This window comes from Enterococcus sp. AZ163 (assembly GCF_050498925.1).
In the GTDB taxonomy this organism is placed as follows: Bacteria; Bacillota; Bacilli; order Lactobacillales; family Enterococcaceae; genus Enterococcus_A; species Enterococcus_A ferrettii.
On the sequence record NZ_JBIPAO010000001.1, the window covers coordinates 613119 to 634976 of the forward strand.

Sequence of the window (21858 nt, forward strand, 5' to 3'; positions counted from 1 at the left end):
CGAATTATACTTAGGTACCTAACCTTTGTCAATGAATTTCCTTATCTTTTTGTTTAAATAACCTAATTATCTAATAAAAATCTATCAAATAGACCCCTTAAAGTATTAAAAAAACGCATTACTTTTACTTGCAACAAACGTATCAAATCTTGCAACAAATCAAAAATAGATATTTTCATAAAATTTCCCGTGCTATTCTAAATTCAATCAAAAGAAAAACTTATTTGGAGGAATTCATTATGAAAAAAAACAGTGTGAAATTTGGACAGGCAGCGTTAGGTATATTTGGTTGGTTAACGGGAATTATGGTGCTAGTAAGGGGAACAGACCAACTGTTGGGAATTCTGCTAACAACCGTAGTTTGCGGAATGATTGCTAGTAGTGTACTCACGCTTCTTTATCCGTTAATTTGGGAAGGTACTAAATTGAATAGAGCTTGGAAAATTATTATTTCAGCAACACTCAATCTTGCGGCAGGTTCTGCGATTATCGGATTGCTTATACCTGCAATGCTGATGATGCTTTTGCCTTGGATGCCTGCAATGCTTTTACTAGGACTTATCCTGCATTCGCTTTGTTCACTGTTTTATCCGCAGATGGGATAAACAGGTAGTTAATAAGCGACTAGCTCAAATTTGAGCTGTTTTATCCGACAAACTTTTTTTAATGAAAGAAGTAAACCAGCTTTAAACAAGTAGTCTAGATACAATAAATAACCAGACAGAAAATCTGTCTGGTTATTGTATATTGCTGGCTTTTCCTATCTGGTATGACTCAATTTAAGAAAGTTGCTTTATGCTGGCTCATCGGCTAGCTGATTGGTATCCTCTTGAGTAATAACAAAGTTCACAAGCTCTGATCCATCAGGTCTCAGATAAATTACTTGCACTTTGACATCTGGGAACATACCCTTCATTCCATCAATTACTGGTTTCAATCCTTTTACCATTGTTGGCTTTAATGCTTCGCCATCAACCTCAACTCCTGGATCTTGCGCAAAGGTATACGTATAGATAAGCGTACTATTTTCTCCCTCAGAAATAGCAATATCTGAATACATGCCTCCTACTTGCTGCATCAAACTTGGAACTTGCGACTGGGCAGCTTCCACCATTAGGGAGAAATTACTAGAATTTCCAAATGAACTGGTAGTTCCAGTCTCTGGCAGCTCTGAACTAGATGATTCTAGTAATTCTGAGCTTGATGTTTCCTTTGTGGACTCAACAACAGTCGATGAAGTTTCTTCCGTTGGCTTGGGCCTAGATGCCCTTCTTGGGTTGCCTGTACAGGCTGTTAGACTTAACATTGTTACTGTGGCAAAAAAAATACAAACCATTTTCTTTTTCATAATTAACCTCTTTCCAATTTCCATTTTTTCTCTCCCATTTATATTTTACATGAAAATTATTCGTTTTCAATTTTTTTAGGTATAATCTTACCAGAAATTTTTAGTCCATTTTATTTGAGTACAAAATATAACGCAAAATAAACAGATTTCAGATTTTTTATAAAATGAATATATTCCTTTCGTATTTTGTAACTTTTAGCCTGAATTTACTCTCTTCTAATTTGTTTCTGAAGAATTTAGGACTCTCATCCCTAAAAAAAGACCACAGATTTTACTCTGAGGCCTCTCCTTCTACTGTTTTCCTTTATGCATTGCTACTCTATGAAGTTCATTGCTCTGAGCAGCCTTTTTCTTCCCTAAATGTTTCATGGTTGCCCGAATAAGAAGCGATGCTGTGAAGCCAACAGCTGCGAAGAGTGCAAAAATTCGCAGAACTGTTGTATACGAATGAAACAGCTCGGTAATTTTTCCCAAAAGTAGGTGGACGTTGCTTTTTTGACATGCTATTCTCCCCTCTGCAGCGCGGTCAGCAGTTCTGTATTTCGTTTCAGCTGTTTACGCAGCTGCTTCTTCTCAGATACAAATTTCAAGTCCATCATTGGAATTCCTCCTCCGCCTTCTCTCTAGTTTGCCCTATCTATAACGCTAGTCTCGGCATTTCTTAAGAAAAAATTAATCCTTCTTATCCACAGATGATCCCTTATTTTTTACTATTCAATAATACTTGTTATGCTATACTTATTTTTAAGGGAGTTGGGGCAAGATGGATTTAGACCTTATTATGAAGGGGAAAAAGCTTTCGGCCAATGAGCAGGAAATACTTGAATACTTGATCAGCCATGTAGATCAGTTGGAAGGAATTTCCTTACGTGAACTGGCTCAACGCTTATTCACTTCACCAGCAGCGATTGTCCGTTTGGCACAAAAATTGGAATTTTCTGGCTATCTGGAGCTGTTCTATTTTCTCAAAAATCAGTTTCGTCCCAGCAGCCAAGGCGTTTCAGCGACCATCGACTTTAATATTGATACTAAGAAGATCGAACCTTCCATCCGCGTAATGAAGGAAATTTACGCCCTTAATAAGGATAAATTTGTGACTATCTACGCCACTGGCTTTTCTAGTATTATTGCCGATTACTTACATAAGAAGCTGCTGGTTAATGGGATCAAAACATTGTTTGTCAGTGCAGGGGATTCTTCGGGGATCATCAGCAACAATACCGATAATATCAGCATGCTCATCAGTATTTCCAAATCAGGTGAAACTCAAAAGGTGATTGAGAAGATGACCTTCTGTCAGGAAAGGAATATTCCCAATATTCTTTTTACTGGCAATTTACATTCACGAGCAGAACAATTGGCTACTATCAGCTTTGAGGTAGCAGATGAGCGACCGTTAGATAGTCAAAATATAAAATACAACAGTTTTTTTGGGAAGTTGATGCTGTTATTAGAATATATCGTTCAGGAATTTGTTCAGGAATGAGAAGTTGGGTTAATTAAAAAACAAGGAGTTTTTGGCAAATGAAAAAGTTGTTGGCATTTATTGTCTTAGTGATTGTTTTGGCTGGGTGTTCCAAAGGCAAGGTTGAAAAAAGAGACTTGCAGATTGACAGTAGAAGTGACGGAAAACCCGTAGAAATATCCTTCTCAGCAGTTGGGGACAATTTGATTAACGATTTTATTTATAAAAACAATCAGAACGCAGACGGAACTTACCGTTTCGATTATATGTACGAACCAACCCGCTATTTAACCAGTGAGGCTGATATTTCCTACATTAATCAGGAAACAATTTGTGGCGGCGAAGCACTAGGTTTATCCGGCTATCCATCCTTTAATGGTCCTACAGAAATCTTGGATGCCGTTCATGGCGCAGGTTTTAACTGGCTGGCAACGGCTTCTAACCATTCAATGGATCGCGGTGAAAACGGTGTTGTCAGTCAGTTGAATTATATAGAACAGAATTATCCGGATATGACGGTCACCGGCTCGCAGCGATCGGCACGGGACAGCCGCTTGAAGGTAAAAGAAATAAACGGAGTAAAAGTTGGGTTTACCACCTATACTTATGGCTTGAACGGCTATGCGCTGCCCTTAGGCAAAGAATACTTGGTGAATCTTATTGATGATGAAACAATGAAAGCAGACATGGAGGAGCTGAATCAAATCAGCGATGTCCAAATAGTCAGCATGCACTGGGGCCAAGAGTATCAGTCTGTTCAAGATGCCGAACAAGAACGCTTGGCACAACTTTTAAGTGATGCAGGCGCAGACGTAATTATTGGCGGACACCCTCACGTAATTCAACCGATGGATTATATCTCTGGCAGCAGCGGCAATGAAACCTTGGTAATCTATTCCTTAGGTAATTTTCTTTCTTCTCAAAACGAAAGTGACCAAATGCTAGGAGGGATGGCCCGTGGGAAAATCAGCTATAACAAAGCCACGGAAGAGGTCAGCTTCCAAGATGTCACTTTTTGGCCAACCATTACCTATATCGGTGATAACTATCAAACTTATGAAGTTTATGCTTTAAAGGATTATACAGATGAATTAGCTAATCAGCACATGCTGCATGTCTATAACGGACAAGACATGTCACGAGACTACTTCATCAATCGAGTAAATGAAATTATGAATGATAAAGTAGAGCTGGTTTATTAAAAAAACTTCCTGCTGTCCCAAGAGGTTCCTTCTGAAGTTTTGGTACACAACTTCAGAAAGAACCCCCAAGACAGTAGGAAGTTTTTGCTTTTACTCCTTAAAATATTCCTTTGCAAGCATCTGATACTCCTTAGCACGAGACTCATCTGGCACAAAGGTCTTGCCAGCCTCTACTATCCGCTCGGGTTGCTGAATCAAATAATACAAACCAAAAAGGGGTTCGTTTTCTTCCGCATACATACAAGACAGACCTAAAAGATCCGCAGTCAGCTGAGTTAAAGCTGCCGTTTGGAAAAATCCGCCGCTAACTGATAAAGCACCACGGGCACCTACCATACCAGTTAGGATACGAACATTCATCAGCATGCCCTCTAACACACCACGTATCATATCGGCCTTCGTATGTTCAATCGTCAAATGTTTAAATTCAGCCTTTTTATTCGACGACCAAAAAGGAGCACGTTCCCCATTCAAATAAGGGAAAAAGCGCAAACCTTTTGCCCCAAGAGGTGCTGCTGCCAAAGTCTCCGGCAGCTGTTGATAAAAAGTAGCTGACTCACCGATGGCTTGAGATGCCCAAGCTAAAACACAGCCGCCATTATTAGACGGTGCACCAATTACATAATGCTTGCGATCCAGATAATAACAGAAATTCTGCTTTTCCTCATCAAAATGAGCTTGCTCGGTAATATTGCGGACAGCCGTGCTGGTTCCAATGGTTAAGCTGCTGGTATTCCCGGTACGATAAAAGCTGGCATAGGCTGTCAAGCAGCCGTCACTGGCTCCTGCAATAACTTTTGCTTCAGCAGGCAAACCTAAATTAGCTGCAGCTGCTGAATGAATAGGAAAGGCCGCCGTTGTGTCCGTCAGTTCTGCCAATTGCTTTGGAGCTACCTCTAGATACGCCAATATTTCCGAATCCCATTTTTGGGTTTCCAAATTAAACAAGCCAGTGGCCGAGGCGATGGAATAGTCCACTCGAGCTTTTCCCGTAAAGTATTCCATCAACAGCTCCTTAATCCCCCACCAATGAACATTTTTCGGGTAGCTTTTTTGTTGACCAAAGTATAGGATTTTGGCAAACGGTGACATAGGATGAATGGGTGTACCCGTTCTTTGATAAAAATGCTTCGCCAAGTCAGTGTGCTTAAATTCCTCGATCACCTGACTGGCCTGTTCGTCAGACCAGATAAAAATCTTTCCCTTCACACCATCCACTACCGGCATGACACTGTGCATTGCTGTACTAAAGCTGATTATTCCAACCTGTTGCCGCAGCTCAGTGGGAATCTCTTTAATCCCCTGAACAAACGCCTGCTCCAGCTCAGCCGACTGTTGGTATTTTATCGGTCCTTCTACATAGGTTTTCAAGTTAATCGCCGTCTGATAAAGCAGTTGGTTTTCAGCAATTATTCCTAACTTAATTGCCGTTGTTCCTACATCAATTCCTAAAAAAGCCTTTGTCACTTTGCTCACCCTTCAATCTCAAAAAAGGCAGCCCGCGGCGTGCCTTTTTCGCTTCTATTTTAATTCTGGCCAAAAATCGCCATTTTCAATAATGAGATCGTCCAGTAATTCTTTAGCAACCTGAGCACTTGGTACGGTCTTAGACAACGTTAAGGCCTGCCACATTTTCTGATAGCTTTTTTCTACATACGCCTCAACCACTAATTTTTCCACCGTAACCTGTTGGAACATTAATGCTTGTTGGAAGGCTGGAATATAGCCCTGTGTCAACGGCTCAGGTCCATCCACGCCTACAATACATGGTACTTCTACCATTGCATCGTCTGGAAAGTTGGCAATTGCCCCATTATTTTCAACGATCATAACCATCCGTTCATGAGTATTGTAGGCGATTGCTCGCGCTAAGTCTACAATAAACGACGCATGCGCATCGATATCAAAAGCAATTCCTTTTGCTGAGCCATTCTCAATAATGTTTTTTGCATGATCAAAAACAGTTTTCTCCCGACCTGTCATGACTTCGTTAGCCCGAGTATATTCAGGATGCTCCTGCATATGATCCGTTACGTAATCAGGATATAGGTAGTATTTCAAATAGGTATTTGGTAAATATTCCGGTGCCACAGCCAATATATCTTTAGCCTTTTTGTGCGTTTCTTGCCAACTTGGATCCGTGTGCTGCGTGTCTACTTCAATCTGAGTCAAGTACCCATTTTCAGCGACATACTCGCGAATTTGATCCAAATACTCATTTCCTTCTATGTCCTTCACACTGGTCCACCAGCCAAAGTGATTCAGCCCGAAATAGCGAACTTCTAATTCTTCTGGCTTTTTACCGACAATTTGCGACATTCGGCGCAGCGTTCCTACTGGCATATCACAGATATTCAGGACTTTAGAAGCAGGACGCAGGACACGACAGGCTTCTGCTACAATCGCTGCTGGATTGGAATAGTTCAGCATCCAAGCCTCAGGTGAATATTTTTCCATATAATCAATGATCTCCAGCATGCCGGTAATACTGCGCATGCCATAAGCAATCCCACCAGGTCCGCAGGTTTCTTGGCCAAAGACACCATGCTTCAATGGCACCTTTTCATCTTTTTCCCGCATAGCATATTTTCCGACACGAATGTGAGCCATACAGAAATCGATGTCGCTAAAGGCCTCTTCAGGATCGGTAGTATAAGAAAACTCTATTTCTGGTGCCTGCTCCTTTAAGAGAATCGTCAAGGCTTCACCTAAAATCCCTTGACGATCACCATCATTATCGTACAGCTTCAGCTTTCTCAATGGAAAACGATCACTGTTGTCTAGTAACATCATCACAATACCAGGTGTAAAGGTGCTGCCGCCACCGGCAATTACTACTGAAAATTTATTCATCATTTATTCGTCTCCTTCTGGGTCTCTGCCTAAATATTTCTCTAAGTCTTCTCGCACTTGCGCTACGGTCAATCCATAAACCACATGAACATTTTCACCATTTTTGATGACACCCTTAGCACTGGTTTGATCCTTTAATAAGGCTTCATCTACCAGTTCAGGATTTTGCAGCTTCAAACGTAATCGAGTGTAGCAATTATCAATGGTTTTAATATTGGCTTCACCGCCTAGGCCTTCAACGATCGTTGCTGAGATTCCTGTATCGGCGGCTTCTAATGCAACAGCGGATACCCCAGCTGGAACTGCCGCATTTTTTTCGTTGTACTCTTTTTTCGAATACAGCTTCGTTTCTTTTCCAGTGTCTTCTCGACCAACTGTTTTCAAGTTCAGCTTAGTAATCAACAAACGGAAAGTGAAATAGTAGATAAAGAAGAACGCAATGCCAACCGCAATATAAATTGGCCAGCGGGTCTTCTCTACTCCCAACGGTAAATTGTAAAGCAAGAAATCAATAAAGCCGTTGGGACCAATTGCTCGTGAACCAAAAATGTTTAGTACTACCATACTTAATCCGCTTAAAGCCGAATGGATCACAAACAAAATCGGTGCAACAAACATAAAGGAGAATTCAATCGGTTCTGTAACTCCAGCCACGAAGGAAGTAACTACTGCTGGAATCAAAATTGCTTTCACCTTCGTCTTATTTTCAGGCTTGGCTGTTTGATACATTGCTAAACACGCACCAATCAAACCAAACATTTTAGAAATTCCGCGAGCATCCCAAATCACACTGCCAGATAGTACCCGAACAGCCGGATCCGCGATTTCTGCAAAGTAAATGTTGCGGGCACCTTCGAAAACCTGCCCTCCAACTTCTGCTACTCCACCTAATGAAGTGTACAAAAACGGCGTATAAATCAAGTGATGCAAGCCTGTTGGAATCAGCAAGCGTTCCAAAGAACCGTATAAGAAGATTCCGAAATTGCCAGTTTCTTTGATCACTCCGCCTAAACTGTCAATTCCTTGCTGAATTATCGGCCAGATAAAAGAAAGTGCAATCGCTGACAAAACTAAAATTGGAATCAATACGATAAAGACAAAACGAGCACCGCCGTATACCTGAAAAGCATTATTAAATTTCGTATCAATAAAGCGATTATGGATTAAGGCCACCACAATCCCCAAAATGATTCCTAGAAAAACCCCCATATCCAGCACTTGTATTCCTAAGACCATCGCTTGTCCAGAGCCTTGCAATACATCTGGTTCCACCAGCATGCCTCGCAGCTCCATAAATTTATTCATAGCATACAAAAACACTAGGTAACCCAATAAAGCAGTAAAGGCTGCCTCTGCTTTTTTCTTATTAGCTAAACCTAAGGCAATTCCGACACAAAATATAATACCTAAATTCGTTAAAATTGGTAATAAAGAAGCTGATAAAATACTGCCGAATCCCATCGTGATTGGATTATCTAAAAATGAAAATTGCTCAATCAATCGCGGATTAGTAAATACATTCCCAATTGCGATTAACAAACCAGCAATTGGCAAAATCAAGACGGGCACAAACATCGCCTTGGAAAATTTCTGCATGGTATCCATTATCTTCGCTTTCATTTCACTGTCTCCTTTTTTGTCTTTGATGGATTCATTATAGGGAAGAAACTTTGTAAATCATATGGATAACGCTTACACAGGAATGCGTTTCAGTATTTGGAATCTGTTTCAGAAAAAGGCTCCCTGATTTTGATTGATCAGGAAGCCTTCTAATTATTTTGCTCTTTTTCCATTTATCCAATTCGTTATGTTTTCACCTAAATTACTATCCAGAGTCAGCTGTTCTCTCGCACAGATTGCCTGTGTCAGTTGGGTAAACAACTCCATAGATTCTATCAAAGCCTGCCAAAGACTAGCCAATTCAAAATTTCCATACGTACCAGCAATGGCCTGATAAAGGTCTGGCTCGACCCACTTTTCAAGAAACCGACCACCGTGCCAAGTATCGTACTCCAAACCATGTAACGACTGTTCATACCATTCAATTACCTGCAAAAGAATCATTTTGTATTCCATTTCACGAACCTTAGCCGACCAATTCTCTTTTCGCAGCAATTGCTTAGCGATATACATCGTTACAAACCAAAACATTTGATTAACCTGATCGAAGTTCTGCTGGTTAAGCGGCTGCTTTTCCGGCAGTACTGTTTTTTCTGGCAAAAGCTTAGCCGCTGTCCCTGTATTATCTACAATTATTTGTGTTCCCCGTTTAAACAGCCAGGGAACTTTCCCTTCGGTAATGTAGCGTTCAAATTCTACAGCCGTTTTTACCACTAGATCTACCTGATAACCACCTTCAAAAAGAATTAATCGTTCCGCATCATTGCCTAAGGTTTTAGTAGAAAAAGAACTCCAAATGGTTCCAAAAGAAGAGACAAAGTCGGCTGCTTCCAAATAATACTCTGGCTGATCCGTGTACAGCAAAATATCCAAGTCAGACCACTGATCGGCTGGATGCTCTTTTCTTGCGCGAGAACCAATTACATAAGCAGCATTTAAATCAGATCGTTCTTTTCCAGCAGCCGCAAATCGCTTAATGAACTGATCATAAAAATTATTCTCCAACACAGTCCCTCCTTCTACGTGACACTAACTATTCATTTTATTATAGGCATTCCTTTTCAGGTAAAGCAACATCGGTTTTTTTATGTTAGATTCTCATTTCAGAATCTCTTTTACACTCTTTAGTCTCCCTACTTCAAAGCCTTAAAAAAGAGATCGTTTTTTTCAGTAGTCTTATTTCTAAAAGCAGTCCACATCTTCTGGCGGGTAAAGTCGCCCCCGCTCTATACATTCACCAACTATTCTCTTATACTATCAGTAAAGAACTCATTTATCTCTCACCTACATAAAGGATAGTGATTAGCATGGATATCTATTCAATTCAACAAATTGTATTTGCAGGCCTTGCCTGTACGGGAATTCTCTTGCTCTTAGCTATTTTAACAAGGATCACCAAAGGACTTTTTCTTGCTCGGTTCCCCCATGAATTTATTAAAGACAGCACTGATCCAAAGTATGAGCTTGAACGACAGGCTGGCAAAAAATTTAGCCATTTCATTCTCAAGTATATCCCACCCTTTTTCATTGGATTCCTGATTATTTTGCTGCTTACCTATCTTTATTAACAAATCTTTCAGCTAGGAGTGGATTCGATGTTTCATGTCATACTCGTTCTAATGCCGTTGATTCTCTTCGTTCTTTTGGCAATTGTTGCTTCATTAATCTTATTTGGGATCGTAACGGTTGTTCTAAGTCTTATTGGTGGTGCAGCGGCCATGACGATAAAAAATAAGACCGTTAAATATCTGCTGCTGGTGAGTTTCCTGATCTTATTTTTGATTGGGGTTCAGTGTCTGTTCCCTTTTGTCGGTGCTTATTTTTCAATGGAAGTTGGACTTTTCCCGCTCATTAGCATGAGTTTGTTTGGATTGATTGTCCTGCTTTCTGTTGGCGGCATTAAGCTTTCTACTACTATACCTAACAAAACTGGTCGAACTTTGCTGATTGTTCTATTTAGCCTTTTTGGTGCAGCAGCCTTAGCATTGGCTTTATTTGTATTTTCACTTAGGTGATAAAATTTATTGGATACTAAAAATTTATTGGAGCTTTTGCCTTCGGAACGTTCGTATGTTATTCAAAGCGATTTCCTTTTATTCACAGGTTATCCACCGACTGTGGATAACCTGTGAATAACTTGTGGAAAATACCTTATCTATCCACACTATCCCTCCTCATTTTCTCTCTATCCACATGTGCAAAACTACATATAGAAGCTGAATTTGACCTAGAATCAAAGTTTTTCTGTTGAATTATCTTTGATTCTAGGATAAGAGATGCAACCCTGAATTTTATTCACAACTTATCCACAGGATAAGTTCTAAGCTTTAAACAGGAGAACAATTCTGTTCGTATTTTTTTCGGCCTTTTTATGCTATATTGTGAGTCAATACTTACGAAACGAGGTTTCCAGAATGCCTATTTTAGCGATCGTGATTGATCTGATCACTGCGGCTGTCTATTTCCTGCAATTACGCCTGCCCTTTAGCGGTGTTTACCTACTGGGTATTGTCTTCCAAGTGCTGTTCACGTTGATTCTTTTAGTTATGAGCTTCAGCTATCAGGGAAAACGCTCGGCCAAAATCCAAACAAATCCGGCTTATCACTATATTTCGATTCGCTATGCTCTGATCCTCTTCTCAACTATTATAAACGGTCTGGTGCTTTTTCTATATGTACTCAATTTTATTGGTGTTAATGATTTGATCTTCTCACAATTTTAACTACCTTTAAAATCAAAGGCTGAAGCAGTTGAAAACCTTAAAATCGAAGCTATTCTTTTTAATTTCCCTTCGATTTTAAGGAAATGCTGACTCAAATCATTAGCTGCTAAGTTTGCTTTTAACTAAAGCGGTGATTATTGGATCCACCTTTGATGTCTTCAAACCACGATAGTTTTTTTACCGTTCTCGGTTTCACCTATCATTTTTTTAAGTAGGGACATTTTCGGTCTTTCCCAGAGCTTAATGCAGCTTCTGCTGCAGGGGATTTCCAGTGGCTGATAGACCATCGTTTGCTCGCTGGCAGTATTTTTGATCCTAGCAAAAAAAGGATGGTCGAATCAAGGATACTCCTTTATTATGCTTGCTTCTATAGGATCAACACAAAATAATTCAATTGGAGGCTTAGGACATGAATCCCAACTATAGAACGATCTTTGCTCTGATTATTCTTGGCACGTTGATTCTCGCAGGAACCTTCTGGTACTTTTTACCGACCTCTGTTCCGATGCAATGGGCAGCAGATGGTTCCGTCAACTACACACTTTCCAAAAATATTGCCGTTTTAATTTTACCGCTGTTGTGTCTGATTTTAGGCCTGCAGGGGTGGAAAAATACAGAGTACAAATTTCTAATTTATGCTGGCATTGCGCTACTAGGTATTAGCGGGTTATTTCTGTATATTATTGTAAGTGTTTGATTACAGCTTAAAAGACCTTCGCTCCCTACGGGAAAACGATGGTCTTTTTGTTTAGTTCACTACTTGTTCTTTTACATACTCAGCATACAACGGATGGGTTTGCATCAATTCACTATGAGAGCCATGTCCGGTAACCTCACCTTTTTCGATGAAGTAAATCTGATCAGCATCTACAATAGTAGAAAGACGATGAGCAATCACTAATGTTGTTCGTCCCTCCATCAGTTGTTCCAGTGCTCGTTGTACCTTTTCCTCAGACTGGGAATCTAAGCTGGCAGTAGCTTCATCTAGCATTAATACATTGGGATCTCGCAAAAAAGCCCGAGCTATGGCGATCCGTTGTTTCTGACCACCAGATAGTTTGACGCCTCGTTCTCCTAACTCAGTTTCCAGCTGCTCTGGAAAGTCTCGTACAAATTGGTCTGCATAAGCCAAAGACAAGCCGTGCCACAATTCTTCATCGGTCAAGGTTCGTTCTAATCCATACTGCAGATTGTCACGGATACTCCCCGCAAAAACAGCGCTGTCTTGAGAGACGTACCCTATTTGAGAACGCCAATGAGTCAAATCAAGCTCCTGAATATCCTGACCATCAATCAGCACTTTCCCGCTGGTTGGTTGATAAAAACGTTCCAGCAAAGCAAAGATCGTGGATTTTCCGCCCCCACTTGGTCCAGCAAAAGCAATCACCGTATTAGGTTTGGCTTCAAAAGAAACGTTAGATAAAACAGGACGTTCAGCAGTATAACCAAAGGAGAGGTTTTCAGCCCCAATGTTTTTTCCTGCAACAACGATTTCTTTGCCTTGACCTACTGGTTCAACTGACGTTTCTAGAATTTGTTCAATCCGTTCTGTAGCACCCATAGCTTTTTGTACCTGTGAAAAGAAGGTAGCAAATGTGGCTGCTGGCATAATGATATTGAACAAGTATAAAAGGAAAGCTACTAATTCACCGCTGCTTAAAGTACCAGCTTGGACCCGAACCGCACCATAGCCAAGAATTCCGACGAATAAACCCAACATTGCAGTCATCATGATTGGCTGCAACACAGCTTCTACCTTAGCGTCTTTTACCCCAAGGCGAAAAATACGATTGATAAACTCGCCACCACTGCGTTTCTCAAATTCTTCACCATTACTGGATTTAATCAAACGGATTTCTGACAGCTTTTCGCTAGCTTCAGCATTAAAATCTGCCGTAGCTGACTGAAGCTGCTTGCCTATTTTCATCATGATTCGACCAATTGGCAGCATAATTAAAACCATCACTGGTACCGCCAAAAACATCAAGGCTGCCATTTTCCAATCCATTACAAACAAAATAATCATGGATCCAACTAATTGAATGGCTCCGGTAATAAAGTTAGGAAATTGAGAAGTCACCAATTCTTTAATTACCGATGTATCATTGACTAACCGTGAACTGCTTTCACCAGATTTATGATCATCAAAATAGCCCACTGGTAATTTCAATAGATGACTCCACAGTCTTTCTCGCAAAGTCTTTACAGCACTTTCACCAACATAACGCAATAAAAAACCGCCAATCGTTCCAAATCCCAATTGCGCAGCAAAGGCTAAGATCAATACAACCAGCATCTTACTGTCAATTCGGGCCAACTCACTAGTATCAATCAGTCCTTTAGTCAGCTGCGGTACAATTAAGCTGGCACCACTCGTGACTAAGCTTAAGCCAATGCCCAAAAAGAATAAAAACTTTTTAGGGTTGACACTGTTAATTAAGCGAATAAAATCTCTTAATTTAAAGGCGGGTTTCCCCGTCATTTCCGTTACCTCTTCAATCCTTCGATCCATCTTGAATCCTCCTCTTCTGAGCCATTCACCAGAAGTCTTCTCTACTAAAAATCTTTCCATTCGTCGTTTTCATCTGTACGATGGTCTTCGTCAAAAGGCTTCGGTCCACGAGGGCCGCCACCAAAGCCGCCGCCCCAGAAATCTTGTGGAAACTCAGGCTTGCCTCCTCGTGGAAAACCATTAGGGAATCCACCGCGACGTCCCCCACAAAACGGATTGTTTCGCATTTCCTTACGCATCTCATCACGGAATTTGCGACGATCGTCCCGTGATAAATTGCGCCAGTCACCATCAAAATCACCAAACTGTTCCCGGAAATCCTGCATTTGCCGCAAACGGTCCATAGGGTCAACAAAGCGCTCGGCTTGTTCTTGAAACTTTTTATCCCAGCCAGCTGCAATCTTCTGTAAATACTCGCTGAACTGCTGTTTTTCCTCCTCAGTTAGACCAGCAAAGAAATCTTCGCTTTGATCTTTACCACTGCCTGCTAAACTAGAAATTTTTTCTCTGCCTTGATCAGTTAAAAAGACCCGTTTCAAACGGCGATCCTGTTCTTCTTCTTTGCGAACAACATCGCCACTTTTTTCCATTTTCTTCAACAGCTCTGCTAGCGAGCTGGGACGCAAATCTAAAATTTCAGCCAGCTGGCTTTGGATTAATCCATCTTCTTTTTCTAAAATAGCTAAAACCCGTAGCTGTCCAGTTAAGTGTTGTTTTCTTTGACCCATGAAGGCATTACTTGCTGAACTAATAAAACGCATCTGTTTCATTAAATTATCGGTAAATTGACTCATAATAGATTCCTCTTTCCTTTTTAGTTCGGTGCCGAACTATTTAACGTTCTTCATTATAGTTCGGTACCGAACAGTTGTCAACTGATTTCGTTCCTCAAAGTAAAATATTCAATAAAAATCGAATTCCTTGCTATAATAAGAGGACTTGTTCTACGGATTCTAGTAGAATATGGATTGGATTTATGACAATTGGAGATGTTTGAATGGTTTATGTAAAGAATAGTTTTCTGCACTTATTTCGTTTTCTACGCAATACGACGGCCTATTTTCGGGATGTTCTGCTGCTGCACGGCTTTATGCTGTTTGTACTTTTGCCCTTTTTAACCAGCCTAATTAAGTTTATTTTAAGGCGCGGGCACATTGATTATTTATCGTATGATTCTTTGGGAATTATTTTTCGAGATCATCCGGGAGTATTGGTTTCCTTGATTGCCGTCTTGTTGGCGATTTTGATTGGGGTATTTTTCGAATTTACCTTTTTGCTGATTAGTGTTTTCTTTATTAAAAAGAAAGAACCCATTTCCTTGAGGCAGCTTTTAACCGGTACTTTAATTCAGCTAAAAAAAATTCGGGTATCCACAATCTTATTTTTCTTAGTGTATTTCCTGTTGATTTTACCCTTTAGTGGATTGAACTTTAATTCGGATTTGCTGGCGAAGGTAAAAATTCCCGCCTTCATTTTAGATTATATTTTTGCTAATCGAGTGGCCATCATTGCTTCAGTAGTAGTAGCTTATCTAGTCTTGATCTACTTTTCAATTCGTTTCATTTTTGCTTTACCGGAAATGATTCTGAGAGATCGCCGGTTTAAGCAAGCCGTTAAGGAAAGCTGGGAGGCTACTAAGGGTTGGAATTTCCTGAGGATCTTGGGACAATTCCTTTTGATTAGTGCATCTGTTGTACTTTTGGCCTCACTTAGTTATGGTGCCGTCTTCTTAGTATTAAGCCTAATTGAGATGAAATTGCCTGAATATGCTCTACCTAGTGCAGTGGTTGCCATGACAGTAATGCAATTTATTTTCTTGGCGAATATTGTTCTTTCAACAGTTGGTATTTTTTACATTACAATTTCCTACATGGATGACAACAATTTGCTAAACACGCTGCCTGACTGGTTTCAACAGGATACACCTAAGGAAGTCTGGTCTTTTGGGAAAGTTTCTTTATTTGTTGTTGTGGCTGTACTCTTTGGAATCGGTGTTGGTACTTACAATACTAACTACCTTAGCAATTATTCCTTAAAGGCGCCTCAAACAGTTTCCCATCGTGGTGTTTCTGACGGTAATGGCGTCCAGAACAGTTTAACTGCACTGCGCAAAACTGCGAAATTGCACCCTTCTTATGTTGAGATGGATGTTCAAGAAACCAAGGATAAGCAATTTGTCGTCATGCATGATTTTAATTTGCAAGCCTTGACAGGTGTCAACAAGCGGCCCAATCAACTGACTTTAAATGAACTAGAAAAACTTGAGGTAAAAGAAAATGGTCAAAGTGCTCCACTGGTTTCTTTTGACGATTATATGGCAGAGGCTGAAGCAATCAATCAACCTTTGATGATCGAGATCAAGGCAACTCCTCAGGACAGTCCTGATATGGTAGATCGTTTTATTGAAAAATACAAGCAGGCGATTTTAGATCATCATTCTATTTTACAGACACTAGATTTTAATGTTGCCACGCAATTGAAGGAAAAGGCACCGGAATTTTATGTTGGCTATATCATGCCTTTCAATATTGTCGGTCCTCCGATTTCCAAAGTGGATTTTTTTACGATGGAATACACCACCTTGAATCGCAACTTTATTGATGCTGCCCATGATGATGGCAAAGATGTTTTTGCTTGGACAGTGAATGACGAGGACACCATGACTCGGATGATGTTTTATGGAGTGGATGGTATTGTGACAGATAATTTGGAATTGTTGAATCAGACGATTAAAACTGATCTGAAGGATCCAACCTATGCCGATAAATTATTCTATTTTGTAACAGGGATCGGCTAAGAAAAAATGAGCGATACGTGCTAGTCAGCTTTAATATTCATAGTATTTCCTTGACCAACCGACGTCCAGTCAGGCTGCTACTAAACAACCAAAAGCCTTTTTTCTACTGGGCTCTTTCGTTCTATGCCTGTCAATTTTAGTTTCAAGCTTACTGCTTCTTCAAGCCTTTTAACCGGCTAAGCTAAGGTGCACTCGTCCTTTTGATCTTAAGGCTAAAGCATAACCAGCGAAGCAACTTGCTTTATTAAGCAGGTGCTTCGCTATTTTCGTTGATTATTGGCAATGATACGATACGTGTCAGCTTTTTTTCCCTCAGACACATAATTCATCTAGTATCTTTCTCCTTTTTTATCTACACTAACATTGAGGAGTGAGAAAATGATTATTGGTGAAAAAATTAAAGAGAAACGAACCGAGAAAAAGTGGACCCAAGAAGAATTGGCTGAACGATTGCACGTCTCACGGTCAACAATTTCTGGTTGGGAGGTGGGGAGGAATTATCCAGATCTGACAACCATTGTTCAACTTAGCGACCTGTTGGATATTTCACTGGATCAATTGCTGAGAGAGGATCATAAGATGACAAATCACCTCTCGAAAAATTTGAGAGCTGGAAGGATTTATCAACGAATCATTATTGGCGCCATTATTCTTCTTTTGGTTCATGTGATATATGGTCAGTATTTGACTAAACAAGCCGATCATTATAATGAATATTTATCCCAAGAAGGTTGGACACCTAATGAAGAGTATCTAACCGTTTATGAAAAAACTGAAAAAGAAATTACTTATCTTGCTTCTACCACGCGTGTATATGCAGCGAATCTATTCTACTTAAAAAATCAATTTACTCTAGCTGCTAAAGTGGACCACTGCGAAACTCAACTTGATTCCGCAGGTCAGCTCTATGTGAAAATTCCTAAAGAAGTACTCTTAACAGATGCTGATTATCTTATGGAAATTGATAAAAAGGGCCATTTATTACCAATTACCTCTCAAACTTCTATTGAAACAGTCGAATTAATGGCGTCCTACATGGAAGACAATAAAACAACCCATCAGAAGCTTATTGATGGGTTGTTAGCAAAAAAAGAATTTTCAGTAGGAGAAAACTAAGGCAACTGTTCATTCAGCGGTAAAATAGATTTCACTTTAGAATAGATAGCAAAAAGACAAATCCTCTCTTTCTTTATTACAGAGGGATTTATCTTTTCTTTCTATTGTGTAATAGGAATATACATTTCGGTCAAAAGCTCCGATTCAGGCCGGTCATTGTCATTCAGGTAGTAATAGTATATGCCACCAGCTGGCTGATATCCATGAGCAGGTATCCAGCTCATCAATTCCTCCACTACAGGATCTGACTGCTCATAAGGACCTAAGTCAATAGCTGCAACAATTGTCCGAGCTGACAAGCTGGCACTTGTAATCCTATCTGTCCCCGCAATCCTTTCAGCCACTTGAAAACCAATTTCAACGTCTAGCTCCTCTAAATCAATCGTGTGAAAGCAAACAATCGGGCCACTACTAGGAAAGCTGTCGGCTTCAGCAATTAGTTTAGAAATCTCCGTCACAGCTTCTCCCACAAAGTCCGAGTACTCCTCAAAGAAATGAATCGTTCGTCGAAGAGAAAGTAGTTGCATTTCCGGCAGCTGCTTCACCATGATTTTGCTAATCCTCGTCATTGTTTATCCTCCATTCTATTTGATGCTGCGGCTCCTGACGCAAAGCTATCAGCTTCAGCGTATCTTCTAGAACTGCCACCTCTTTCATGTCCAGCATTAACCATTTTTGACCCTGCCCTACTTTGGCTCCTGTAAATACTTTTTGAACATAAGGAGATACTAGCGGCATTAGCTCCTCAGCTGACGCCATCTCCTTTTTCCCAATTACTACTAATGAGATAAAATAGCCCTCCATTGGATAAAGCGTACATAAAGACTTTCCAGATTTGACATACTTTATATTCCAGCCCGCCTGCATGGAACAACCACTGTAACTATACTTAGGTTCTACTTCATAGGCCTGCTGAAGATAATCGTTGAATTGAATCCAAAGGGGATTATCAATGAAGGCAGCTATTTGCTCCTTAGTTGGCTGAGTCTTAGCCGGAAAACATTTCTTCCAAGTCATTTCATCACCTGCTTTTTCTTTTATCATACCCAATAATCTCCCCCTCGGCTTGCACTCCAATGCTCTTTTTCCATAAAAAAGAAGAGCTAGCATTTTTCCGCTAACTCTTCTTTGGCTTTCTATTTTAAGTTATTTCAACATAGTTCTCTTTTATTCGCTGACTTTTCAGTGCTTCCTTCCAATCCACGTCCACAGCACAAGATTCCGCGAAACGAAAAATAGTAGTCCGTTTGAAACAGCTGCCTGCAGATCATTCCCTAATAGACGGTGCTCTGGAAAATTAATCTGTAGACAAACTATTATTGGAATGATAGACCTCAATAGTGAAAAGACGCTTTGACTGTTTCGTATAAAAGCATCGATTTTTTTCTTCTTTTCTCTGCTTTTTGCAACAAACACTGCTTCCTTTGCAACAAAACAAATAGTACTATTGCTAAATAGGCAGACTTGCTATGCTTATCTCAGAAGGAGGAGCACATGAAACTCAATATTATCTGGAATAACCAAAAGGGAAAAGACTGCATCGACATTATTAGTCATCCCATCAATCATGAAATAGTGACCCGCTGGCAAAGTCAGTGGATGCAAGCTGCGACCTTGCAAGCTATTCAACCATCCAATCAGCGAACTCTGTTGGTAGCTTTGCAGGAGATAGAAGCGATTGAAACCATGGGACATATGAGCAAAATTCAAATGCTTTCTGGCGATGTTCTTTGGCTGCAAAAGAAATTAAAGGAACTTACCTATCTGGAATCATCCGGCTTTTATCGCATTAATAATTCAACCATTCTAAATATTCAGCAGATCTCTGCATTCTCGGCTGGCCAGCATGCCCGGTTAGAAGTATTCACAAAAAATCAGCAGACATATATTGTCAGTCGTCATTATGCCAAACTAGTTAAGGAGCAATTACAATGATCAAACACTTAAAAAATAATTTTATGCAGGCTGCATTTGGCAGCACTGTTTGGATCGCTTTTCTCACGTTGTTTTTCACTAATCAACCAACCGTGCCCGTTTCCTTTATTTGGCGCTTGTTAGCCATTGGCAGTTTATTTGGATTAGTTTTTGGTGTTGTTTATCCATACTTATGGGAGTATTCCATTTTCAAAGCACGAACAACTATTTTGCTTAGCACTCTTTTTAATACGCTTTGCGGCTTCGCCGTTGTTTATCTTTATTCTGTCGAGCTATTTAGCCAAATCCGATCATTTTTCTTCCCTGTCTTGCTGCTTACTTTGATTGGTCATTTGATCGGCTTTTATTTCTATTCTAACTATACCAACCGTAAATTAGCAGCTGCTTTAAATAGCACAAAAGAAAATCAGTAGTTTACTATTAATAATACGCACGCGGAATGCTTCTGTGGATAGTCTTCTTTTCTTCGATGACAATTCTGCAAACCATCATTTTAACTGCTGAAGATTTATTTTTCTACTTCTGGTTGTTTCCTAGTCTATCGCAGGTTCCCGTTTTCTCCCCCATCAAAGTGCGTTAAAAGAATCTGGTCTTGTACCACAAATCAGTCTTTCTACACTCGCTGAAAATATTAGGAGTTTGATTGACGTCGAGAAGCATCGAAACTCAGTTCCTTTAAGTTCGAAGTATTGTAAGTATAGACAGCTGCTTATCGTCTTTTGATTCGGGCAGCAATTAGGGGCTCGAGTAGCAGATGTAGTCGATAATTTGGACGTATTTAGTCAAATTGGTGAGACATCCTTTTTACAATAGGTAATACTACCTCCTAATCACTTATCTATCTTACGGTTACGAATGAAATTGTAAGCAAAAATAGGGATCAAAATCGTAAAAGTGATTTTGATCCCTATGCTTTTTTCAATAAATAAATGAACCCACAGCGATAATAATAATCTCAGCAATCAGCGTACCACCAGCGACTGTAATAAAAGTTTGTTTGAACCCAGTTTTGTGATTTAACCCAGTCAAACTTAAGAAAGTTAGTAGGACACCACTTTGCGGAACAATCGTCAGAATATTCGAAGCGACTGCCGCCACGCGGTGAATCATCTCTGGATTTACCCCTTTATCCAAATAATATTGAGCGAAGTTCGGCATCACAATACCTAAAGCGCCAGACGAAGAGCCGGTAATCGCCGACATAGTTGAGGTCAAAACAGTTAGACTAATTAATGGGTTTCCCGGAATATTCAAAATCAATTCAGAAAAAATTTCAAAACCTGGTGCAATCATCACTACTGCGCCAAAAGCAACCGCTGAAGCAGTAGAAAAAATTGGCCCGATCGCACCACTGGCTCCGACACTGACTGCACTAATTTTATTTTCAATGTACCGATAAAACAGCAGCAGTGCCGATAGAATCCCTGCCAACATAGCCACATAAATAATATTTTTTTTCACCAAGTCATTACCGAAGACACTTCCTCCGATAGCAATAATAATCAACAAAAGTAACGGCGTAATACTAACCATAAATGGTGGCAAATTCTTCTCCACTGTTTGCTCGCCTGCACCAGTCGTATACGTACTATAGTTTTCTCCAGCTGCTAAGCTTCTATTTAAGCAACGCTTCATGTAAAACAAACCAAAAATCACACAGCCTAAACTTCCCAACAAACTAGGAATACTAGCTGCCGTCAAAGAAGTATCTAAGTATTGAATCGGAATAACATTTTGAATCGCCGGTGTTCCTGGAAGCACAGTCATAGTAATGGTCGCAATACCCAACCACAAAGGTACTTGGATCAAATTCCAAGCAAGATCCAATTTTTTAAACAACGAGCGTGCCAACGGCAAAACCGCAAACATGACAACAAAAAGACTAATTCCGCCATAAGTCAGAATTCCACTAATCAAGGCAATCGCAATCAGCACACGATACGGATTATCGTAGCCCACTTTTTGCAAAATAAACTCTGCAATCGAAATCGTTGCCCCACTGCTTTCCATCAATTTTGCCAAAATCGACCCTAGCAGAAAGATAGAAAAATAGTTTAGTATATAAGTCGATAAAGCACCCATGTAATTATTAGCGCCATTTCCCAAAAGTGACTCGATCAATGGCATGCTGTTCAATAAAACCACAATTGCAGTGGCTAAAGGTGCTGCGACTAAAATACTAATTTCTTTCAAAGAAAAATAAATGATCGCGACGACACCTAATAAAACGCCAAAAGATGCAAGTAAATTCATACATACGCTCCTTTAAATCTGCTGCTGAACTGAA

21 protein-coding genes are annotated in these 21858 nt (G+C 40.1%); 11 read left to right on the forward strand and 10 right to left on the reverse strand.

All coding sequences use genetic code 11. From position 1 onward, the window contains the following. Positions 1-239 precede the first annotated feature (239 nt). Positions 240-605: a hypothetical protein gene (locus tag IGI46_RS03090; protein WP_207700690.1), complete on the forward strand. Its 366-nt coding sequence runs from the start codon at positions 240-242 to the stop codon at positions 603-605. 188 nt (positions 606-793) lie between these two features. On the opposite strand, the gene IGI46_RS03095 is transcribed toward IGI46_RS03090, so the two are convergent. Continuing rightward, on the reverse strand, positions 794-1348 hold the full coding sequence (locus IGI46_RS03095; protein ID WP_429964835.1) for a hypothetical protein: 555 nt from the start codon (positions 1346-1348) through the stop codon (positions 794-796). Positions 1349-2111: 763 nt separating this feature from the next. Between IGI46_RS03095 and IGI46_RS03100 the strand changes: the two genes are divergently transcribed. Together IGI46_RS03100 and IGI46_RS03105 are read left to right on the forward strand one after the other, a co-directional pair. Further along, positions 2112-2834 (forward strand): MurR/RpiR family transcriptional regulator, encoded by a 723-nt coding sequence (locus IGI46_RS03100; RefSeq protein WP_207700692.1) that lies wholly within the window; start codon positions 2112-2114, stop codon positions 2832-2834. A 38-nt stretch (positions 2835-2872) separates the two neighbouring features. Then, complete coding sequence (locus IGI46_RS03105; RefSeq protein WP_429972847.1) at positions 2873-4015, forward strand: CapA family protein; 1143 nt, start codon at positions 2873-2875, stop codon at positions 4013-4015. Between the two features lie 90 nt (positions 4016-4105). Here the strand turns inward: IGI46_RS03105 and IGI46_RS03110 are convergent, their stop codons facing one another. The 4 genes from IGI46_RS03110 to IGI46_RS03125 all read right to left on the reverse strand — a co-directional run bounded on the left by IGI46_RS03110 (position 4106) and on the right by IGI46_RS03125 (position 9493). Next, entirely contained in the window at positions 4106-5491 is a 1386-nt protein-coding gene (locus IGI46_RS03110) for a gluconokinase (RefSeq protein WP_429972848.1), read from the reverse strand. A gap of 45 nt (positions 5492-5536) precedes the next feature. Then, positions 5537-6868, reverse strand: a complete 1332-nt coding sequence (locus IGI46_RS03115; protein ID WP_429973941.1) for a 6-phospho-alpha-glucosidase — start codon at positions 6866-6868, stop codon at positions 5537-5539. A 3-nt stretch (positions 6869-6871) separates the two neighbouring features. Continuing rightward, on the reverse strand, positions 6872-8488 hold the full coding sequence (locus IGI46_RS03120; protein ID WP_429972849.1) for a PTS transporter subunit EIIC: 1617 nt from the start codon (positions 8486-8488) through the stop codon (positions 6872-6874). 153 nt (positions 8489-8641) lie between these two features. After that, positions 8642-9493 (reverse strand): aminoglycoside 6-adenylyltransferase, encoded by an 852-nt coding sequence (locus tag IGI46_RS03125; protein ID WP_429964839.1) that lies wholly within the window; start codon positions 9491-9493, stop codon positions 8642-8644. Between the two features lie 302 nt (positions 9494-9795). On the opposite strand from IGI46_RS03125, the gene IGI46_RS03130 reads away from it, so the two are divergent. The 4 genes from IGI46_RS03130 to IGI46_RS03145 all read left to right on the forward strand — a co-directional run bounded on the left by IGI46_RS03130 (position 9796) and on the right by IGI46_RS03145 (position 11908). After that, the gene (locus IGI46_RS03130; RefSeq protein WP_429964840.1) at positions 9796-10056 is read left to right on the forward strand and encodes a hypothetical protein; all 261 of its coding nucleotides are present in this window, start codon (positions 9796-9798) and stop codon (positions 10054-10056) included. Positions 10057-10083: 27 nt separating this feature from the next. Further along, positions 10084-10503 carry a hypothetical protein gene (locus IGI46_RS03135; RefSeq protein ID WP_429964841.1) on the forward strand — a complete coding sequence of 140 codons (420 nt, stop codon included), beginning with the start codon at positions 10084-10086 and terminating at the stop codon, positions 10501-10503. Between the two features lie 399 nt (positions 10504-10902). Next, entirely contained in the window at positions 10903-11211 is a 309-nt protein-coding gene (locus IGI46_RS03140; protein WP_429972850.1) for a hypothetical protein, read from the forward strand. 409 nt (positions 11212-11620) lie between these two features. Further along, on the forward strand, positions 11621-11908 hold the full coding sequence (locus tag IGI46_RS03145; protein ID WP_429964843.1) for a DUF1648 domain-containing protein: 288 nt from the start codon (positions 11621-11623) through the stop codon (positions 11906-11908). 51 nt (positions 11909-11959) lie between these two features. On the opposite strand, the gene IGI46_RS03150 is transcribed toward IGI46_RS03145, so the two are convergent. Both IGI46_RS03150 and IGI46_RS03155 read right to left on the reverse strand, forming a co-directional pair. Further along, complete coding sequence (locus IGI46_RS03150) at positions 11960-13723, reverse strand: ABC transporter ATP-binding protein (protein ID WP_429964844.1); 1764 nt, start codon at positions 13721-13723, stop codon at positions 11960-11962. Positions 13724-13767: 44 nt separating this feature from the next. Further along, a complete protein-coding gene (locus tag IGI46_RS03155) occupies positions 13768-14517 on the reverse strand; it encodes a MarR family winged helix-turn-helix transcriptional regulator (protein WP_429964845.1) in 750 nt (249 codons plus the stop codon). Positions 14518-14720: 203 nt separating this feature from the next. Between IGI46_RS03155 and IGI46_RS03160 the strand changes: the two genes are divergently transcribed. Further along, entirely contained in the window at positions 14721-16520 is a 1800-nt protein-coding gene (locus tag IGI46_RS03160) for a glycerophosphoryl diester phosphodiesterase membrane domain-containing protein (RefSeq protein WP_429964846.1), read from the forward strand. Between the two features lie 378 nt (positions 16521-16898). Continuing rightward, on the forward strand, positions 16899-17636 hold the full coding sequence (locus IGI46_RS03165; protein WP_429964847.1) for a helix-turn-helix domain-containing protein: 738 nt from the start codon (positions 16899-16901) through the stop codon (positions 17634-17636). Between the two features lie 101 nt (positions 17637-17737). Here the strand turns inward: IGI46_RS03165 and IGI46_RS03170 are convergent, their stop codons facing one another. Together IGI46_RS03170 and IGI46_RS03175 are read right to left on the reverse strand one after the other, a co-directional pair. Beyond that, on the reverse strand, positions 17738-18205 hold the full coding sequence (locus IGI46_RS03170) for a GyrI-like domain-containing protein (RefSeq protein WP_429964848.1): 468 nt from the start codon (positions 18203-18205) through the stop codon (positions 17738-17740). Further along, positions 18192-18680, reverse strand: coding sequence for a DUF3788 domain-containing protein (locus tag IGI46_RS03175; protein ID WP_429972851.1), 489 nt, complete (start codon positions 18678-18680; stop codon positions 18192-18194). Before IGI46_RS03175 ends, IGI46_RS03170 begins: the two co-directional genes overlap by 14 nt. Before the next feature lie 450 nt (positions 18681-19130). Here IGI46_RS03175 and IGI46_RS03180 point away from each other — a divergent pair, with 450 nt between their 5' ends. Beyond that, complete coding sequence (locus IGI46_RS03180; RefSeq protein WP_429972852.1) at positions 19131-19571, forward strand: LytTR family DNA-binding domain-containing protein; 441 nt, start codon at positions 19131-19133, stop codon at positions 19569-19571. Beyond that, a complete protein-coding gene (locus IGI46_RS03185) occupies positions 19568-19984 on the forward strand; it encodes a hypothetical protein (protein ID WP_429972853.1) in 417 nt (138 codons plus the stop codon). The genes IGI46_RS03180 and IGI46_RS03185 overlap by 4 nt, the downstream gene beginning before the upstream one ends. Before the next feature lie 505 nt (positions 19985-20489). Here IGI46_RS03185 and IGI46_RS03190 read toward each other — a convergent pair. Then, on the reverse strand, positions 20490-21824 hold the full coding sequence (locus IGI46_RS03190) for a GntP family permease (protein ID WP_207700717.1): 1335 nt from the start codon (positions 21822-21824) through the stop codon (positions 20490-20492). Positions 21825-21858 lie beyond the last annotated feature (34 nt).

Bases quoted from the DNA above. Each gene is read 5' to 3' on its own strand.
- IGI46_RS03130 (WP_429964840.1), top strand. From the start codon at position 9,796: ATGGATATCTATTCAATTCAACAAATTGTATTTGCAGGCCTTGCCTGT.
- IGI46_RS03175 (WP_429972851.1), bottom strand. From the start codon at position 18,680: ATGATAAAAGAAAAAGCAGGTGATGAAATGACTTGGAAGAAATGTTTT.
- IGI46_RS03145 (WP_429964843.1), top strand. From the start codon at position 11,621: ATGAATCCCAACTATAGAACGATCTTTGCTCTGATTATTCTTGGCACG.
- IGI46_RS03105 (WP_429972847.1), top strand. From the start codon at position 2,873: ATGAAAAAGTTGTTGGCATTTATTGTCTTAGTGATTGTTTTGGCTGGG.
- IGI46_RS03100 (WP_207700692.1), top strand. From the start codon at position 2,112: ATGGATTTAGACCTTATTATGAAGGGGAAAAAGCTTTCGGCCAATGAG.
- IGI46_RS03150 (WP_429964844.1), bottom strand. From the start codon at position 13,723: ATGGATCGAAGGATTGAAGAGGTAACGGAAATGACGGGGAAACCCGCC.
- IGI46_RS03155 (WP_429964845.1), bottom strand. From the start codon at position 14,517: ATGAGTCAATTTACCGATAATTTAATGAAACAGATGCGTTTTATTAGT.
- IGI46_RS03190 (WP_207700717.1), bottom strand. From the start codon at position 21,824: ATGAATTTACTTGCATCTTTTGGCGTTTTATTAGGTGTCGTCGCGATC.
- IGI46_RS03170 (WP_429964848.1), bottom strand. From the start codon at position 18,205: ATGACGAGGATTAGCAAAATCATGGTGAAGCAGCTGCCGGAAATGCAA.
- IGI46_RS03140 (WP_429972850.1), top strand. From the start codon at position 10,903: ATGCCTATTTTAGCGATCGTGATTGATCTGATCACTGCGGCTGTCTAT.
- IGI46_RS03095 (WP_429964835.1), bottom strand. From the start codon at position 1,348: ATGAAAAAGAAAATGGTTTGTATTTTTTTTGCCACAGTAACAATGTTA.
- IGI46_RS03165 (WP_429964847.1), top strand. From the start codon at position 16,899: ATGATTATTGGTGAAAAAATTAAAGAGAAACGAACCGAGAAAAAGTGG.
- IGI46_RS03115 (WP_429973941.1), bottom strand. From the start codon at position 6,868: ATGAATAAATTTTCAGTAGTAATTGCCGGTGGCGGCAGCACCTTTACA.
- IGI46_RS03090 (WP_207700690.1), top strand. From the start codon at position 240: ATGAAAAAAAACAGTGTGAAATTTGGACAGGCAGCGTTAGGTATATTT.
- IGI46_RS03185 (WP_429972853.1), top strand. From the start codon at position 19,568: ATGATCAAACACTTAAAAAATAATTTTATGCAGGCTGCATTTGGCAGC.
- IGI46_RS03120 (WP_429972849.1), bottom strand. From the start codon at position 8,488: ATGAAAGCGAAGATAATGGATACCATGCAGAAATTTTCCAAGGCGATG.
- IGI46_RS03160 (WP_429964846.1), top strand. From the start codon at position 14,721: ATGGTTTATGTAAAGAATAGTTTTCTGCACTTATTTCGTTTTCTACGC.
- IGI46_RS03180 (WP_429972852.1), top strand. From the start codon at position 19,131: ATGAAACTCAATATTATCTGGAATAACCAAAAGGGAAAAGACTGCATC.
- IGI46_RS03135 (WP_429964841.1), top strand. From the start codon at position 10,084: ATGTTTCATGTCATACTCGTTCTAATGCCGTTGATTCTCTTCGTTCTT.